This is a genomic window from Lachnospiraceae bacterium JLR.KK002, assembly GCA_036941025.1.
GTDB lineage: Bacteria > Bacillota > Clostridia > Lachnospirales > Lachnospiraceae > Petralouisia.
The window spans coordinates 1,153,820-1,171,861 of sequence record JAYMNP010000001.1 but is presented as its reverse complement, the minus strand read 5'-3'; the positions used below and the strand labels follow the sequence as shown (position 1 = coordinate 1,171,861).

Genomic DNA, 18,042 nt, shown 5'->3' with positions numbered 1-18,042 from the left:
CTAATCCGCAAATCCATTTGCTGTACTTTCGATATCTTCCGCCTGTCCGTTCAGCAATGTGTCTTTATCCGCAAGTTTAAAATAATATTTCAGGATATTGCTGGACACTTCCACTGCATTGGCAGAAGAATATCCATAGGCTATCCTTGTGGTAATGGCGATTTCAGGATTTCCAAAGGGCGCATATCCAATAAACAGCGCGTGATTGGGCCTCGTTGGAATCTGCTGTGCAGTACCCGTTTTTCCGGCCACTGCAATGGGAAAATCTTTGAAAACGTCGTTATTCTCCGCTACCATCCGCATACCGTTCTGAATCGCATTCCAGGAAGATGCGGATACTTCCGTAATATTCCTTATAATTTCCGGTTTAAATTCTCTCACCAGTGTTCCGTCAGAAGTGGTCTCCTTATCCAGAAGAGTCAGCTTATAAATATTTCCGCTGCTGGCCACTGCGGCCAGATATCTGGCAATCTGAGTGGTGGTAAAGTTATGATTACTCTGGCCGATGGATGCGGTAATGGGGTATTCGTCCGCAATATGGGGTTTATTCTCCGGTATCTCAATGCCGGTATTTTCATCCAGGCCGAACAATGCCGCATATTTTTCTATCGTGGAAATACCCCGGTTTTCATTATAGGTTCCTCCCGCAGAGCTCATTCGATAACCCAGCTCATAGAAAAAGTAGTTGCAGGAATCCCGGATTGCTTCGGAAATATTGATGGAACCATGGGTATTTCCCGGATAAATCCAGCATTTCGGCGACGGATTGATTTCCGTATATTCTCCTTTTGTGACAATCTGTTCCCCTGTGCTGACTGCCCCTTCCGTCAGAGCTGCCGCCGCAGTAATCGGCTTGAAGGTGGAACCCGGAGCCGTCTGCTGCTGGGTGGCGTTATTGTACTGAGGAATGGACAAATCACTCTGAAGGCTGGAAAAATATTCCGAATCCACCGTATTGGCAAGGCGGTTGGTATCATAGCCCGGATAAGTAACGCAGGCCAGAAGTTCTCCTGTCTTCGGATTTATCAGAACACAGCTTGCCGTACAGGGGTCCAGAGCAAGCTGCGCCGGGGTAAGCTGCAGATTCTTAATCTTATCCCGTATAAAGTTGTAGGCGCTGAGGCTGCCGTTTTGCAGAGCGCTCAAATCCCCTTCGTTTTCCTGCAGTACGCCCTGTTCAAATAATAACAGACAAATCTGCGTGCCCGAAATCAAATCCTGATTTATCATAAATTTATAAATCTTTTTGCTGAATTCCCGGTCTTCTTTCAGAGATTCCGTAATATAATTTACAAGGGCGTTGTAGATTTCCGTAGAATCCGAATATCTGGATTCCGTGTCAAATTTTGTAATATCAATCCAGTTCATGGAAATGGCGCGCCGCAGATATTCACACAGGCTGACCGTATCGTTCTTCCAGTCCTTGTAGACCTCATCTTCCGTATCCACTTCCTCTGACAGAAAAATGTCTTTCTCCTCCAGCATGGAGAGGATATAACTCATGTAATTCTGCTGTTCCCGGTCCAGTTCTTCAAACGGCGTGGGGGAAGCGGAAGCAAACTGCTGGCGCAGTCCCTCCAGGACAGCGTTCTGTTTGCTCAGAAATGCACTGTACACCTGCTGTTCTGTTTCTTTTGCGTCTTTCCTGCTTAAGCGGTCTATATTGATAATATTGTTGTTAATCAATGCAAAATACACATCGTCCACAGGAATTTTAATATCGGAAGCTGTACCGGTGCTGGTATCATATTCCTTGATATTTTCAATATTGGCATAAATAATGCCGGCCAGTTCCTGCTCCAGCATACCGTAAACTGCTTTCTGCAATTCCCAGTCTATGGACAGGTAAATATCATTTCCGGAGGAAGCGTCTATTTTCTCAATGATTTCCGTAATCCGCCCCACACTGTCCGCATAGAACTTCTCCGTTCCTTTCGTTCCCTGCAGTTCCTGGTCCATGACCTGTTCAATGCCGGATTTCCCAATCACGTCATTCAGGGTATAGGAATCGTCTTTTTTGGAAAGTTCATCATACTCCGCCTGGGATATTTTGCCTGTATAACCGATAATATGGGAAAAATAAACGCTGTCCTCATATTTGCGGATACTGTCTTCCATCACGTCAATCCCCTGAAGAATCTCAGAATTCTCTTTGATAACGGCCACGGTCTCATCACTGACATTCTGCGCAATGGTGGTCTGGACATACCGCTGGTAGCTGTTCTGGGAAATGGCATAGCGCAGCAGAGTAATCTTGTATGCATCTTCTTCCTCATAATACACCGTATCTTCCGGCACTTTATCCTCGTATTCCCTGCCTTCCACATAAATGCCGAACCCTTTCTGCAGGTATTCCATGACCTGTTCCGGCGTTGCAGAACCTTCATTATAGCCTAACCTTTTATTGTATTTTAAATCGTCTGTTTTGGTATGTCCGTAGACATCCGCAAGAAAACGCTTCAATGCCTTTCCGGACAGGTTGAATTCATATGCTCCCCGGTCTTTTTTCACAATGCTGAACGTATTGGTAATGGTATCTCCCTTATCTTCTATCATATGGATAACAGTATGCAGTTCCTCGTTCATCTTTCTGTTCTTTTCATCATTGCTGCTGTAAATACCGTTGTCCTCTATGGTAACGGAATAAGAAAGTTCATTGTAAGCCAGCAGTTTGCCGTTGCGGTCATAAATGCTTCCTCTGGTTCCGGAAGTAATACGCTCTTTCTGAATGCGCAGGGTATAATTGTCCAGATATTCTTCTCCGTTGATAATCTGCAGTACAAAAATCCGCTGAAACAGTACGGCAAAGAGCCCAATCATGACCACGCTGAGCACAAATAATCTGGAACTTATCAATTTTTTACTGAACTTCTTTAAAAACTCAAACAAACTTACCTGCACTCCTTCTTTCACTGACTTCCAGTTTCTGATTTATTTTCAGAATCACAAAATAGAGAATAATGGTTACCAGAATGGTATATACCAGTTCCGGCAGCATAATATGAATCAGATAATAGGGAAACCGCAACTTTCCTCTTAAGAAAAACAAAAACAGATACACCAGTATGTTATAGGAAAAATCGCTCATTGCAATCAAAATCAGCGGCAGCTTAATATCATCCGGGAAAAACATTTTGCGGAAAAATCCGTTAATGTAGCCCAGATATGCATAAATCAGAGCATAAAACCCAATCACGCTCCCAAAAAATATATCCAGCAGCAGGCCGCAGAGCAGGCCAATCCACATGCCTTCTTTCCGGCCCCGCATAAAGCCGAAGGAGGAAGTGACCACAATCAGAAGATTGGGCGAAATGGAGGCAAAGGCCAGCGCCTGAAACAGGGTGCACTGCAGCAGGAAACAGATGCCGATGATTAGAAATACCACCAGCTTGCGTCTCAGTCTCAGCTTCATGTCACGACTCCTCCTGGTCCTTTTGGATATTTTTCTTATCCAGAATCACCAGCACTTCCTGTAAATGCTGAAAATCCACGGCCGGCGTAATGGTGCCGGAATAAGTCAGATTGTTGGAATCCCGCTCAATGGTGCTGACATAACCTATCAGAATCCCTTCCAGATATTTGTCGCTGATGTGGGAGGTTACAATCTGTTCTCCTGTCGCCACCGTATCGTCGTCGCATTTCAAATCCGAAAACTCAATGACCTGATTTTCATTCATGGAGGCCAGGTTTCCGTTGATGATACACCGGTCTGCCGTTGACAGGGCCATACCGCTCACATTGCTGGCGTCGTCGATAATAGAACGAACCTTGGCATAGTTGGGCCCTGTGTCAATGACAATTCCAACCAGCCCGCTTCCGGCAATCACGTTCATGTCCTTTTCAATGCCGTCCCTGGTGCCCTTGTCAATCAGAAAAATATTAAACCAGTTCCCCCCGTCAACACCGATGACTCTGGCCGCTACCTTTTCGTAGCTGGGGTATTTCTGGTCCAGATCCATCAGTTCCCGGAGGTTGTCCAGCTCATACTGCTCCAGCTTTATGGTATTCAGTTCCTGGGTAAGCTGGTCCACCTGTTCCTGCAGCTCTCTGTTTTCCTGCATCACATCACGCAGGGATTTCAAATCATCCGCTCTGGACACAAACCAGGTGCCGATGGAGTTGATTCCTTTCTGCATGGGTACAAATACATACCCCGCTACCGTGTTCAGAGGGCCCCCGGACAGATTCAGGGTAAAACTCACAAACATGACAATCACACAGACGCATGTGAGTATCAGCAGTGTATATTTGGTTGGAATCGAATGTTTTGTTAATTTACGTCTCATAAATAATTACACCTTTATTTATAAATTCTGGTCTTCATGCTAAAGGCCAGTTTCCGCAGCTTTTCTTCGGAAACAATCTTATTCAGCCCCCGTACGGCGCTTTCTTCCGGCAGTTCGCAGGTATTTACCTGAATATTGGTAATCTGGGTAAACAGCTCGTCCAGACGTTTGATTTTGGAAGATCCTCCGGTAATATAAATACCGGAATGAATAATATCCCGCGCAAGCTCCGGCGGCGTTTTCTCCAGAATCATCTTAATGGAGTTGCAGATGGAATTCAGGTTGTCCTTAATGGCCTCATAAATGACAGAGGAGGATACCTCCATCTCTATGGGCAGTCCGCTCACCACGTCCCGTCCCACAATCACCGCGCTCTGTTCTTCTTCCTCCGGCAGGGCACAGCCCAGAGTCTCTTTTAAATACATGGCTGTCTTCTGTCCAATCACCAGGCTGAAATTCCGTTTCAGATGGTTAATAATGGATTCGTCAATACGTTTTCCGCCAAATAAAAGGAGATCGCTCAGCACCAGGCCGCCCAGAGAAATTACGGAAATCTCCGTGGTATCCGCACCGATATTTACAATCATAAATCCGGTGGGGGAACTTACATCCAGTTCCAGGCCCACTGCATCCGCAATGGGTTTTTCACAGAGAAGCACGCTTTTGGGCTTGAATCTGCTCTTGTAAAACAGGTCAAAAAAGGCCTTCTTCTCCACTTCCGTAATATCCGTGGGCACAGCCACGATAAATTCCGCTCCTTTGATATGGTTCTTCACATGCTTGTCCAGTACCTCGCCAATCATGGTCTGCATATTGTTATAATCTGCAATCACGCCGTTCACCACCGGAAATGATACCTGAATGGAATCCGGTGCTTTCTCATACATGGCGTATGCATCGTCGCCGAATGCATATAACTGGTTCTTGTTCACTATGGCAATGGTATTTTTCTCATTGATCACCTTACCGGTTCCCTTACAGAATATTTTCAGATTGTAGGTACCCAGATCAATTCCATAAACATTTGCTGACATAATTACGTTCCTTTCCTCAGCCTAACAGGCCATTTTCTCTCAGGCTTATATATCTGTTATCACCAATGATGATATGATCCGCAAGGGCAATCCCCAGAAGGCTTCCGCTCTCCTGTACCCGCCGGGTTACACTGATGTCCGCATCGCCCGGTTCCGGGTCCCCGCTGGGATGGTTGTGGAGCAGAACAATGTGCACCGCCCGGTATTCCAGCGCTTTCAGAAAGATCTCCCTCGGAGATACCAGTGAACAGGTCACGGTACCTACCGAAATAATCTCATCCCCCAGAAGATTGCTTCTGGCGTCAAACATGGCCAATAACAGTTTTTCCTTTGTTTCATGCCGGAGGGACTCCATATAATAGGCCGCAATGCTGGCCGGTTCGCTCAGCCTCACACTTTTCAGCCTGCTGGTTCTGGCAATGCGCCCGGCAAGCTCGGCCACACATTTTAACTGAGCCGCCTTCACCTGTCCGATTCCCGGAATTTCCTGCATTTCCTCTATCTGCATACTGTTCAGATTCAGGAGATTTCTTTCTTTACGGGCCAGAAACAACTGGGCAAGCTGCAATGCGGTCATATTTTTCGTACCGCTTTTCAAAATCACTGCCAGTAATTCTGCATCAGACAGCGCCTGCGCTCCATAACGGAAACATTTCTCCAGCGGCCGCTCGGATTCCGGCATTTCTTTCATGGTAATATGTGTATTCATATTCTTCCTTTCCCTCTCTCAGACAGGGGGAAAAAGTTTTACATTTTATTTTAGCACAAAAGGGCACCCATGTATACTAATATATTGTTAAAACTTCATAAAATAAATCATAATTTTACCAGTCCTGCCTCACAGAGTTTCTGCAGGGACATTAAAATACCCAGTTTTCCGTGATACCAGGTAAGACCTCCCTGAAAATAGGCCGTATAAGGCTCCCGCAGAGGCCCGTCTGCGCTGAGCTCAATGGAGGAACCCTGCACGAATGCTCCTGCCGCCATAATCACCTCGTCGTCATACCCCGGCATGGCCCAGGGTTCTGGCGTCACATGGCTGTCCACCGGAGCCGCCGCCTGGATGCCTTTGCAGAATGCAATCAGCCCTTCCGGAGATTTTAAGGTAACTGCCTGAATAATATCATGGCGGCTTTCCCTGCTGTCGGGAATCACCGGAAATCCCAGACTTTCGTATATATTAGCGGCAAAAACGGCGCTTTTTAAGGCTGAGGCTGTCACCGTGGGCGCCAGAAACAGACCCTGATAAAAAGACTGAATCACGCCCAGGGAAGCGCCTACTTCTTTGCCAAGGCCCGGAGAGGTCAGCCGGTAAGCGGCATTGTCCACACACGCTTTTTTCCCAACAATATAGCCGCCGATGGGCGCCAGACCGCCGCCGGGATTTTTAATCAGAGAGCCCACGATCATATCCGCTCCCACTTCCAGAGGTTCTCTTCGCTCCACAAATTCCCCGTAACAGTTATCCACCATGCACAGAACGTCCGGTCTGATTTTTTTTACAAAAGAAATCAGTTCCCCGATTCGTTCCACCGACAAGGTGGGTCTGGTCTGATAACCTTTGGAACGCTGAATGGTAACCAGTCTGGTCTTTTCATTCAGGGCTTCCCGGATTCCATCCAGGTCAAAGGCTCCGTCCGGAAGTAAATCCACCTGCCGGTAAGTGATTCCGTACTCCGCCAGCGAGCCTGCGGAAGGGCGGATTCCGATGACTTCCTCCAGGGTATCGTAGGGTTTCCCCACCGGGGAGAGGATTTCATCTCCGGGACGCAGATTGGACATCAGCGCAAGGGCCAGCGCATGGGTGCCGCAGGTAATCTGGGGACGCACCAGTGCGGCCTCTCCGTGAAAACATGTGGCATAGACTTCTTCCAGAGTATCCCTTCCCATATCATTATACCCGTAACCGCTGCTTCCCATAAAGCATTCTGCGCTTACTCTGTGGCTTTGCATGGCATGAATCACCTTTAACTGGTTATATTCGGCCGCCCTGTCAATTTCTTCAAACCGTTCTTTTAATTCCCGTTCAAACTTCTGGCCATAGAGAAAAACTTTTTCGTCAATCCCCAGTTTCTGATAGATGGCTTCCATAACTTCCTCTCTTTCTGCCGGAACACTTAAATAATCTGTTTCTTTTTCAGTTCTTGTGTCATAAATGTTAAAATTTTATCATTATCATAGTCAAACTCCTGTTTCTGAATCCAGGTAACCTGACGCTCCCGCCGAAACCAGGTGAGCTGGCGTTTGGCAAAATGCCTTGTATCCCGTTTGATGCGGTATACGGCTTCTTCCAGCGTGCAGTCCCCTTCCAGATAATCCAGGATTTCTTTATAGCCCAGGCCCTGCATGGATACCATATGTTTATTGTATCCCATCTTTTGCAGATTTTGTACTTCTTCCACCAGCCCTTCTTCCAGCATAAGGTCCACCCGCTGTTCTATCCGCCGGTAAAGTCTTTCCCTCTCATCATTTAAGACGAAATAGCAAAACTGATACGGGGATTTGCGCCGGCGTTCCTCTTCGTTGTGCTCTGATATCTTTTTTCCGGACAGATGATAAAATTCCAGCGCCCGAATGACGCGTTTCACGTTGTTTTCATGAATGGCCTGGGCGGATTCTGCATCCACCTGGGCCAGCATTTCATGAAGCACATGGCCACCCTGTTCCCTGGCTGTCTGCTCCAGCCTGCTGCGGTAATTTCTGTCCTCCGGCTCCTGGCTGAAATCAATGTCATACAGCAGTGCCTGAATATAAAATCCCGTGCCTCCCACCACAATGGGCAGTCTTCCTTCTGCCTGAATTTCCTCCATACACTGCCTGGCATATTCCTGAAACCGCACCACATGAAATTCCTCGTCCGGCTCCAGAATATCCACCAGATAGTGGGGAATTCCCTGCATTTCTTCTTTCCTGATTTTGGCGGAACCAATGTCCATATGGCGGTATACCTGCATGGAATCGGCGGAAATCACAGAACCGCCGATCTGATGAGCCAGGGCAATGGACAAATCTGTTTTTCCCACTGCAGTAGGGCCCGTTAATATAATCAATGGATTTTTCATTACAACACCCGTTTAAATTTCTTTTCCAGTTCATGCTTTGACATGGAGATAATGGTAGGTCTTCCGTGAGGACAGTGATAGGGATTTTCCAGTGTCAGCAGTTCTCCAATCAGCGCCCTCATTTCTTCCTCTGACAGCTTCTGATTGCCTTTTACAGCTCCTTTGCAGGACATGGAAGCAATCTTTTCCGTAATCATCCGGGGCGTTTCCTTTCCCTGAAATCCGGCCAGACTGTCCAGAATCTCTATCATCAGTTCTTTCCCGTTCAGATTGAACAGATTGGCCGGAAGGGCTGTCACAGCATATTCCTTCCCGCCGAAATGTTCGATTTCATAGCCCAGCTTCTGAAAATAGCCAATATATTTTTTCAGAAGGGACTCCTCCTGCATATTCAATGTGAGGAGCACCGGCGGATACATGGCCTGAGAGGTAAAATCCCTGGTTTCCAGTGAAGCCAGCATACGCTCATACAGCACCTTTTCGTGAGCGGCGTGCTGGTCGATAATATAGAGCTGGCTGTCAAACTCCACCAGCCAGTAAGTATCAAAGAGCTGTCCGATGATTCTGTGTTCTTTTTCGGAGGAAAAGTCCAGCAGCTTACGCGCCCTGACCGGTTCTTCTGTCTGCTCCTGTCCGGAAGGTACCGCAGCCGGTTCTTCTGTCTGCTCCTGTCCGGAAGGTACTGCAACCGGCTCTTCTGTCTGTTCTGGCAAAACTGCTGTTGTTTCTTCCTGTTCTTCCTTCTGTATAAAGGGGGAAGCTGCTTTCCGTACCTGCTCCGGTGGTTTTGCAGCCGCCGTTTCCTGCGTCTGCGTCTGTGGAAAAATCACCGGTTCCTGCACCTGTTCCGGCCTTGAATCTCCTGTGTCCCGGTTCTGGTATTTCGCCTCATAGGGGCTGTCTTTTTGGATGGCGCGTTTCACAGCCTCCAGGCGTTTCGTCTCAAAAGGCTCCGGCCCTTTCCGGCCGGACTGAAGATATTTCTGTTTCTCCTGTTCCCGGCGGGCTTTTTCCTCCCGCTCCTGTTCAAGGCTCACCTGATACACCAGCTCGCTCTGATTGATGGTATCCCGGAGCAAGTCAGTCAGAAACCGGTAAATAGCCTCCCCTTCCCGGAACCGCAGTTCCATTTTGGAAGGATGGACATTTACATCCAGAAGATTTCCTTTTACGGAAATCTGAAGAACCGTAAAGGGATATTTATGCTGCATTACAAAGGACTGATAGGCTTCCTCAATACTTCGGGCAATCAGGCTGCTTCTGATATATCTTCCGTTGATAAAATAATTTTCAAAATTCCGGTTTCCTCTGGATATCAGGGGTTTTCCGATATATCCGTTCACGGAAATCATCTCATTTTCCCCGTGTATCTCAATGAGATTGGAGGCAATCTCCCGACCATAGATATGGTAAATAATTTCTTTCAGACTGGAATTGCCGGAGGTATGGAGCTTCGGCTGGTTATTCACTATCAGCTTGAAAGAAATTTCCGGATGGGACAAGGCCAGCCGCTCCATCAGATCTCCGATATAGCCTGCTTCTGTGTGGGGCGTTTTCAGAAACTTTCTGCGGGCAGGGGTATTATAAAAGAGATTGCGTACCAGAAACGTGGTGCCTTCCGGCGCTCCGATTTCTTCCAGAGACTTCTCTTTTCCCCCTTCTGTCACATAGCGCACACCGCTCAGACCGGAAAAGGTTTTAGTAATCAGTTCCACCTGAGACACCGCTGCGATGCTGGACAGGGCCTCGCCCCGAAATCCCAGGGAAGATACGGTGAGCAAATCCTCCACATCCCGGATTTTACTGGTGGAATGGCGCATAAATGCAAGGCTCACCTGGTCTTTTTCAATACCGCATCCATTGTCTGTAATGCGGATAAAGGAAATGCCTCCTTCTTTGATTTCCACAGTAACAGCGCTGGCTCCGGCGTCAATGGCGTTTTCCACCAGTTCTTTTACCACGGAAGAAGGGCGTTCCACCACTTCTCCGGCTGCAATTTTATCAATAGTCTGCTGGTCTAAAACTTCTATTTTGGGCATGATTGCTCCTTTGTTTATCATTCTGCAAATACTTTATGGAGTTCTATAAAGCAACCGTCCAGAACATTGACTTTGGCCACATCATTCTGTCCGTAATCTTCATGAAGCCTCAGTATTCCGTTGTCTGAAAGCATTACCTGAACGGTTTTGTCCTCCGGATTTACAATCCAGTATTCCGGTACGCCGGCCTGCTGGTACAGATTCAGTTTTACCAGCCGATCCTGCCTTCGGGTAGAGGGAGACAGGATTTCCATCACCAGATCCGGCGCCCCTTTACAGCCGTATTTATCCAGCCGGTTCCCGTCACACACCACAGTGATATCCGGCTCCACTACGGTTTTTACATCCTCCGGTCTGTCATCCTTTCCTTCAAACAGACGGACAGCAAAAGGAGCCGTGTAGACCCTGCACTTTTTTCCTTCCAGAAAGTTCGCGAGCTGCCGAAACAGTTCGCCGCTGATTTCCTGATGAACACGGGCAGGCGGAGCCATCAGAACAGCTTCTCCTTCTAACAGTTCCACCCGTTCTGTCCCCGGCCAGGCGAGATAATCTGCAAGTGTGCAGCAGTTTTTTTCTGCAGGCAATGCCATAGTGCTTCCTCCTTTTATCTCTATTTTTCTTTAGTTTACATAAGTATATTATGTAAACTACCAGCGGTTTTTGATTTTATTCTGAAGCTGATACAGCTTGTTCAGGGCGTCAATAGGGGTCAGATTCCCCAAATCCAGTTCTGTCAGCTCCTGTATAATATCATCGTCTTTTACTGTATCAAAGAGAGACATCTGTGTCAAATCCACTTCATCCAGTTTTTCCGGCTTTTTCCGGTGTACGCTCCGTTCCGTAATAATGGAACCGGTGAGTTCCGCAATGTCATGGGCGCTTAATTCCTCGGAAATGGCTCTCGCCCGCTCAATGACGCTTTCCGGTACACCGGCCAGTTTTGCCACCTGGATTCCGTAACTTTTATCGGCTCCGCCGGGAACAATTTTCCGCAGGAACACCACGTCGTCTCCCTGTTCCTTTACTGCAATACAGTAGTTATTGACATTGTTCAGTTTCCCTTCCAGCTCTGTCAGCTCATGGTAATGGGTGGCAAAGAGCGTTCTGGCTCCCAGCAGTTTCGGATTGCTGATATGCTCCACCACCGCCCATGCAATGCTCAGCCCGTCAAAGGTACTGGTTCCTCTGCCGATTTCATCCAGTACCAGAAGGCTTTTACTGGTGGCATTTCTCAGGATATTGGCCACCTCTGTCATTTCCACCATAAAGGTGCTCTGACCGCTGGCCAGATCGTCGGAAGCGCCCACTCTGGTGAAGATTCGGTCCACAATTCCGATTCTGGCATGTTCCGCCGGAACAAAGCTGCCAATCTGAGCCATCAGCACAATCAGCGCTGTCTGACGCATATACGTGGATTTACCCGCCATATTTGGGCCGGTAATAATGGAAATGCGCTTTTTGCTGTTATCCAGATAAGTATCATTTGCGATAAACATATCGTTGTTTATCATCTGTTCCACCACCGGATGGCGGCCGTTTTTAATATCTATTACACCATTTTCATTGATGGATGGACGGCAGTAATGATTTCGCTCCGCCACCAGAGAAAGAGAAGCCAGCACGTCTGTTTTCGCCACCGCCCTGGCCGTCTGCTGAATCCGCAGCACCTCCCCGGCAATTTTGTCACGGATGGTTCGGAACATTTCATATTCCAGGGTCACCAGCTTGTCTTCCGCCCCTAAAATAATGTCTTCCAGTTCTTTCAGTTCTGCAGTAATATAGCGCTCCGCATTGGCCAGAGTCTGTTTTCTGGTATAATAATCGGGCACCAGATTCTGATAGGAATTGGTAACTTCCAGATAATAGCCAAAAATCTTATTGTATTTAATCCGGAGATTCCGGATGCCTGTCTTCTCACGCTCCCTGGTTTCCAGCTCCATGAGCCAGGTCTTGCCTTCCGTCTTGGCCTGGCGCAGCTTATCAATTTCTTCATCATATTTCTCTTTGATAATACCTCCGTCCCGGATGGAAATGGGCGGGTCGTCCAGAATGGAAGATTCAATAAGCTGGTAAATATCCTCCAGATTATCCAGTTCTGAGCAGATTTCCTGAAGCAGAGGCGCCTGAAATTCCCGGAGCAGCACCTGGATATGGGGCAGCATTTCCAGCGAAGTCTTAAAGGCTGTTAAATCCCGCGGATTAGCAGTCTGATAGGTGACCCGGCTGATTAACCGCTCCAGATCATAAATGGGATTCAGATATTCCCGGATTTCTTCCCGCACCATGGCATTTCGGTTAAAATCTTCCACTGCATCCAGCCGGCGTTCCATTTCCTTTCTGTCAATCAGAGGCTGTTCCACGTATTTGCGGAGCATTCTGGCCCCCATGGCCGTTTTTGTCTTATCCAGCACCCACAGCAGAGAACCGCGTTTCTGCTTTTCCCGCAGCGTCTCCACCAGCTCCAGATTCCTTCTGGTAGAACTGTCAATAATCATATATTTTCCGGTAATGTATAACTGCAGGGAAGTCATATTGGCCAGATTATTTTTCTGGGTTTCGTACAAATATTTAAGCAGAGCTCCCGCAGCAATGGTTCCGCACTCATAATCCTTAATACCCAGTCCCTGAATATCCGACATTTTAAAATGTTCCAGCAGCGTGGTTCTGGCAGTTTCATCGCTGAAATACCAGGAATCCAGATCATAAACTGCAATGCCCAGCCTCTGTTTTAAGTCCTCAAAATCCATCCCCGTCATGTAAAATGCTTCGTTGCAGATAATTTCCGAGGGCACAAATTTATGTATTTCATCCAGCAGTTTCTGCTCCTGGTCCACCTCCGTTACATAATAATCTCCGGTGGTAACATCCGCAATGGAGACACCGTAGCGGTCTTCCATGTATACAATACACATAATATAATTATTTTTGGTCTCATCCAGTGCCTGGGTATCCAGATTGGTTCCCGGTGTGACAATCCGCACCACTTCCCGGCGCACCAGACCTCTGGACATTTTCGGGTCTTCCACCTGTTCACAGATGGCCACCTTGTACCCTTTGGATACCAGCTTGTTCAGATAGCTTTCCACGGAATGGTAGGGCACGCCGCACATGGGCGCCTTCTCCTCCTGTCCGCAGTTTTTCCCGGTCAGTGTAATTTCCAGCTCCTTCGAGGCGGTTTTGGCGTCCTCAAAGAACATCTCATAGAAATCACCCAGCCGGTAGAACAGGATACAGTCCGGATAATCCTTTTTTGTTTCCATATATTGCTGCATCATTGGTGTAAATTCTGACACGTTACTACTTCCCTCCTGCTTTTCTTCTGTATTTGCGGGCGATGGCCTCCGCAACCTTCATCCCATCCATGGCGGCGGACATAATGCCTCCTGCATATCCTGCCCCTTCTCCGCAGGGATATACCCCCTGTTTATTGCTCTCAAATCCTTCATTTCTCGTAATTCTTACCGGAGAAGAAGTTCTGCTTTCCACTCCGGACAAAATGGCGTCTTTCCGGTCAAATCCCGGAATATATGATGCAAACTGATGAAATCCTGCACAGAAAGAATCCTTCAGTGCTTCCGGGAAAAGCTGATGAAGGGGGCCGAAATCATGATGTCCTTTTATGGCCGAAGGAAATTCTCCGTAAGAGGCAGATATGTTCCCCTTCTCAAAATCACCGAATAACTGCTGAGGCACCGCACCGCTGCCCAGATGGTATGCTGTTTCCTCCAGCCTGCGCTGGAATTCCACTCCGCTCAGAGGCCCCTGGTTCGGGAAATCCTCCGGCGTTACCGTCACAATGACGGCGCTGTTGGCATTTTCTCCGCTCCGGCCGCTGTAGCTCATACCGTTGACTGCAATCCTCCCTGACTCGGAAGAAGCATTTACCACATAACCGCCGGGGCACATGCAGAAAGAATACACTCCTCTGCCGTTTTCCAGACTGGCCGTAAGTTTGTAGGAAGCGGCAGGCAAAATCTTTGCTGCTTCGGCCCCATACTGGATTTCATTGATTGCGGACTGGGGATGCTCTGCCCGAAGCCCTACGGCAAAAGATTTGGCTTCCATCTGAAATCCCCGGCGCTGCAGCACTTCAAAGGTATCTCTGGCGCTGTGGCCAATGGCCAGTACCGCAAGTTCTGTCTCCAGAAAAAATTTCTCTCCTTCTCTCATACACTCCAGAGAAGTAAGCCTGTCCCGGTGAAACTGAAAATCCGTCACGCATGTTTCAAAGAGAAATCTGCCGCCCCAGTCTTCTATCTGCCTGCGCATGGATACAATTACCTTCCTGAGAATATCTGTGCCAATATGAGGTTTATTCTGGTACCCAATGGATTCCGGCGCTCCGTTTTGGATGAAAATATCCAGCACCGCCTGATTTCTTCCCTTTACATCTTTTACCAGCGTGTTCAGTTTGCCATCTGAAAAAGTTCCGGCCCCGCCTTCACCAAACTGTACGTTGGATTCCGGCTGCAGACGGTTTTCCTGCCAGAACAGCTCCACATCTCTGGTCCGTTCTTCCATCTTTCTGCCCCGTTCCAGGATAATGGGCTCGTACCCATGTCCGGCCAGCAGCCAGCCGCAGAACAGCCCCGCCGGGCCGCTGCCGATAATCACCGGAGGATGAGCCAGCGGCTCTGTTCCGCTGATGGGAAATTCATAGGAAATATCTCCTGCCTGAGAAATCTGACTGCTTTTTTCCCTGCGCAGAACAGCAGATTCTTTCCGCACCGCCACATCCAGAGTATAGACGTAAGATACCTGATGTTTCCTGCGGGCGTCCACAGACTGCTTCCGGATTTGGTATTCCTGCACAGCCTCCGGTCTGATTTTCAGCAGTTTTGCGATTTTCCGTATCAGTTCTTCCTCCGTATGGGAAACGGGAAGTTTTAACTGTTTAATTCTTATCATGCTTTCTCCCTGTTCTGCTTCCTGCGATTTATGTTCCGGGTATTCCTTTTACAGTATTCTGCCGCGGATTTTCCCGCCGCATATCCGCTGGACCATGCCCACTGAAGATTGTAACCGCCGCACATACCGTCCACGTCCATCACTTCTCCCGCAAAAAAAAGTCCGGGAACCAGTCTGGATTCCATGGTTTCCGGATGAATTTCCCCGGTATCCACTCCGCCTGCTGTCACCTGAGCCTGGTCAAAACCTTTTGTTCCGGTAATATCTACTCTGAGATGCCGGATGGAAAAGGCCAGGCGGTCCAGCTTCTGTTTCCCGCATCCGGAGGCTTTTTCATCCGGCCCGATACCGCTTTCTTTCAGCAACACCCTGTTGAGTTTTGCAGGAAACAGGCCTGTCAGGGCTTCCTGTGCCGTTTTCCCCTCTCCATAGATAAAAAAACGCTCCCGCAGCAGTTCTTTTGTCTGTTTTTCCGAATAATCCGGCAGGAAATTCAGATTGACCATTACCTGTTTTTCCTGCTGAAGAGCGTAGGCAGCATACCGGCTAATCTGAAATACAGGGATTCCTGATACCCCTGTTTCCGTAAACTGCAGTTCTCCCAGGTCTTCCGCAGCTTTCTTATGATTTATGTAAAGTTCTGTCAGACATTCTGCACGAATTCCTGCAATTTCTTTCAAAAATGACTGTTTTCCCTGCAATTGAACAAGAGCAGGAACAATATCTGTCAATTTATGGCCAAATCCAATAATATATGGAAATCCGCTTCCGTCGCTTCCCGTTTTTCTGCCAGCTTTTCCTCCGGTGGCAATGATACAGGCTCTGCTTCGATATTCCCCCTGTTTCGTCCGGAACAGAAAAAATCCCCCCTGCTTTTGAATGGAGCGGATTCCCACATTGCAGGCAATGGCAACCTTCCGTCTCCGGCATTCTATCAGCAGCACTTCCCGGACGGAAGCGGCCTGCCCGCTGGCCGGATAGTAATAACCGTCCCGTTTGTTTCTGGGCAAAATACCCAGCTTCCGGAAAAATTCCAGAGTTTCTTTCAGGCCGAACTGTTCCAGCACAGGCAATACAAAGGCAGGGTCCTTGCCTCTGTAATATGCAATCCCCTGCTTTTCATTGGTAAAATTACATTTTCCGTTTCCCGTGGCCAGAAGTTTTTTCCCGGCCTTGTCCATATGCTCCAGAATCAGAACCTGCGCGCCATGTTCTGCCCCGTGGATTCCTGCGGCAAGCCCCGACGCGCCGGCGCCCACAATAATGATGTCAAATTGTCTGTTCATGAATGTGGATAGTCACCTCCGATAGTCTCCTCCCGGCTGCCGGGTCCTCAAGGCAAGCCTTCAGGTCTCCTCCCGGCTTGCCGGGCCCCTCCTCAAGGCAAATTATACCACGGGGAATCACAGGTTTCAAGGCTCTAACTGGAGTAACTTTCCAGAAAATTATAGAGCTGAGCCTCGGTTTCAATCCCTTTTCCCTCCCGGATTTCCTGCTGCAAATCTTCCGGCAAATCTGTCATACGGATATCAGTAGCGGAAAATAAGGTTTCCCGGTCTCCCCGGTATACTGCCACATAACCGTCTTCTTCCAGCAGAATATAAGCCCAGGGTTCCACCATTTTCAGGCTTTCCGCAAGATGCTGCGCCTCCCTGTCTGCGCTCTGCTGTGCCAGCAGAGTTTCATTCTGCCGTTGCAAAAGTACAATGCGTTCTTCATAGGTTTTCCAGCTTTTTTGTGTTCCGGCAAAAAATCCGGCGCTGAGGCTTAAGGCAGCGCTCAGGATAATTCCAAACAGTAACAGGCGGATACTACATTTCTTTTCCATTTCAATCTCCTTTTTCTGGTAGTATCTGCTGTTTCTGGAATTTTATACATTTCGGAAAAATACATATTTTCTTCAAAAAGGGTGCTTTGTAGCCGGAAATCTGAACGCCCCCGTCAGGGAACAGCTTTCCGTGCCTTTTGCAATGACACAATGCTCCTCTCCTTCCAGGTAAACGGTAACCGGCTCACTCAGAGGTTTGCTGACGATAATCTTCCGGGGTATTTCATTTCTGGAATCCAGATAAATATTGTCAATGCCTGGTTTTGTCTCATCCCCACAGAACGTTACATTGCCGGATATTTCAAAATGGGTTTCATACGCCGGTACGCCTTCTGAAGAGAGGAAAGCTCCGCCGCTTCCCCCATATTTCTCCGAGGTGCAGGAATTCCCCTGGAAGGTTCCCCCGAACAGATACGTTTCTGTCTCCTCGCCTTTTACGGCCCGGCAGTTTTCAATCCTGCAGCCTTTGTCCAGGGTCAGCGTACAGTCTTTACTGCAATAAGCCGCTCCTCCCTCGCTTGCCGTACAGTCCGAAATGGTACAGTCCAAAAGCTCTGCCTTTGCGCCGGAGGTCCAGAACAGGTAAACTGCCCCTCCATATCCTTTTATAGAACCTGGCTCAGAAGGGCCTCTGGTATGGCAGTCCTGAATGGTACAGCCCTTTTCCATTTTAAGAGCCCCGCTGACCCTTATCATGGCAAGGGGAGCTTCCAGTCCTTTTCCGTTCAGCGTGATTTCCTGCATGGTCAGGGACGCGCTGCGGTTTACCACAATCCCTGCGCCTGTGTTTCCTCTTGCAATGGTACCCTGCCCCCGAATTGTGACGTTTCCGCTTACAGTCAGAGTACCATTGAGGGTCAGGGTGGCTCCTTTCTCAATCACAAG

The 18,042-nt window shown here is 48.2% G+C and carries 14 protein-coding genes; all 14 read right to left on the bottom strand.

What is annotated here, in order from left to right; all coding sequences use genetic code 11:
* On the bottom strand, positions 1 to 2,889 hold the full coding sequence (locus VSQ32_05650; protein MEH2942352.1) for a penicillin-binding transpeptidase domain-containing protein: 2,889 nt from the start codon (positions 2,887 to 2,889) through the stop codon (positions 1 to 3).
* Complete coding sequence (mreD, locus tag VSQ32_05645; protein MEH2942351.1) at positions 2,882 to 3,400, bottom strand: rod shape-determining protein MreD; 519 nt, start codon at positions 3,398 to 3,400, stop codon at positions 2,882 to 2,884. The genes VSQ32_05650 and mreD overlap by 8 nt, the downstream gene beginning before the upstream one ends.
* Before the next feature lie 13 nt (positions 3,401 to 3,413).
* On the bottom strand, positions 3,414 to 4,286 hold the full coding sequence (gene mreC / locus VSQ32_05640; protein ID MEH2942350.1) for a rod shape-determining protein MreC: 873 nt from the start codon (positions 4,284 to 4,286) through the stop codon (positions 3,414 to 3,416).
* A 14-nt stretch (positions 4,287 to 4,300) separates the two neighbouring features.
* Positions 4,301 to 5,320, bottom strand: a complete 1,020-nt coding sequence (locus tag VSQ32_05635; protein MEH2942349.1) for a rod shape-determining protein — start codon at positions 5,318 to 5,320, stop codon at positions 4,301 to 4,303.
* Positions 5,321 to 5,336: 16 nt separating this feature from the next.
* Entirely contained in the window at positions 5,337 to 6,029 is a 693-nt protein-coding gene (radC, locus tag VSQ32_05630; protein MEH2942348.1) for a DNA repair protein RadC, read from the bottom strand.
* 107 nt (positions 6,030 to 6,136) lie between these two features.
* Entirely contained in the window at positions 6,137 to 7,411 is a 1,275-nt protein-coding gene (locus tag VSQ32_05625; GenBank protein MEH2942347.1) for a methionine gamma-lyase family protein, read from the bottom strand.
* 26 nt (positions 7,412 to 7,437) lie between these two features.
* Complete coding sequence (gene miaA, locus VSQ32_05620; protein MEH2942346.1) at positions 7,438 to 8,382, bottom strand: tRNA (adenosine(37)-N6)-dimethylallyltransferase MiaA; 945 nt, start codon at positions 8,380 to 8,382, stop codon at positions 7,438 to 7,440.
* The gene (gene mutL, locus VSQ32_05615) at positions 8,382 to 10,421 is read right to left on the bottom strand and encodes a DNA mismatch repair endonuclease MutL (GenBank protein MEH2942345.1); all 2,040 of its coding nucleotides are present in this window, start codon (positions 10,419 to 10,421) and stop codon (positions 8,382 to 8,384) included. The genes miaA and mutL overlap by 1 nt, the downstream gene beginning before the upstream one ends.
* Before the next feature lie 17 nt (positions 10,422 to 10,438).
* A complete protein-coding gene (locus tag VSQ32_05610) occupies positions 10,439 to 11,011 on the bottom strand; it encodes a Uma2 family endonuclease (protein ID MEH2942344.1) in 573 nt (190 codons plus the stop codon).
* Between the two features lie 57 nt (positions 11,012 to 11,068).
* The gene (mutS, locus tag VSQ32_05605; protein ID MEH2942343.1) at positions 11,069 to 13,696 is read right to left on the bottom strand and encodes a DNA mismatch repair protein MutS; all 2,628 of its coding nucleotides are present in this window, start codon (positions 13,694 to 13,696) and stop codon (positions 11,069 to 11,071) included.
* Positions 13,697 to 13,718: 22 nt separating this feature from the next.
* Positions 13,719 to 15,329 (bottom strand): FAD-dependent oxidoreductase, encoded by a 1,611-nt coding sequence (locus VSQ32_05600; GenBank protein MEH2942342.1) that lies wholly within the window; start codon positions 15,327 to 15,329, stop codon positions 13,719 to 13,721.
* A complete protein-coding gene (locus VSQ32_05595; GenBank protein MEH2942341.1) occupies positions 15,326 to 16,615 on the bottom strand; it encodes an NAD(P)/FAD-dependent oxidoreductase in 1,290 nt (429 codons plus the stop codon). Before VSQ32_05595 ends, VSQ32_05600 begins: the two co-directional genes overlap by 4 nt.
* Positions 16,616 to 16,749: 134 nt before the next feature.
* A complete protein-coding gene (locus tag VSQ32_05590) occupies positions 16,750 to 17,157 on the bottom strand; it encodes a hypothetical protein (protein MEH2942340.1) in 408 nt (135 codons plus the stop codon).
* 72 nt (positions 17,158 to 17,229) lie between these two features.
* Complete coding sequence (locus VSQ32_05585) at positions 17,230 to 18,039, bottom strand: hypothetical protein (GenBank protein ID MEH2942339.1); 810 nt, start codon at positions 18,037 to 18,039, stop codon at positions 17,230 to 17,232.
* Positions 18,040 to 18,042 lie beyond the last annotated feature (3 nt).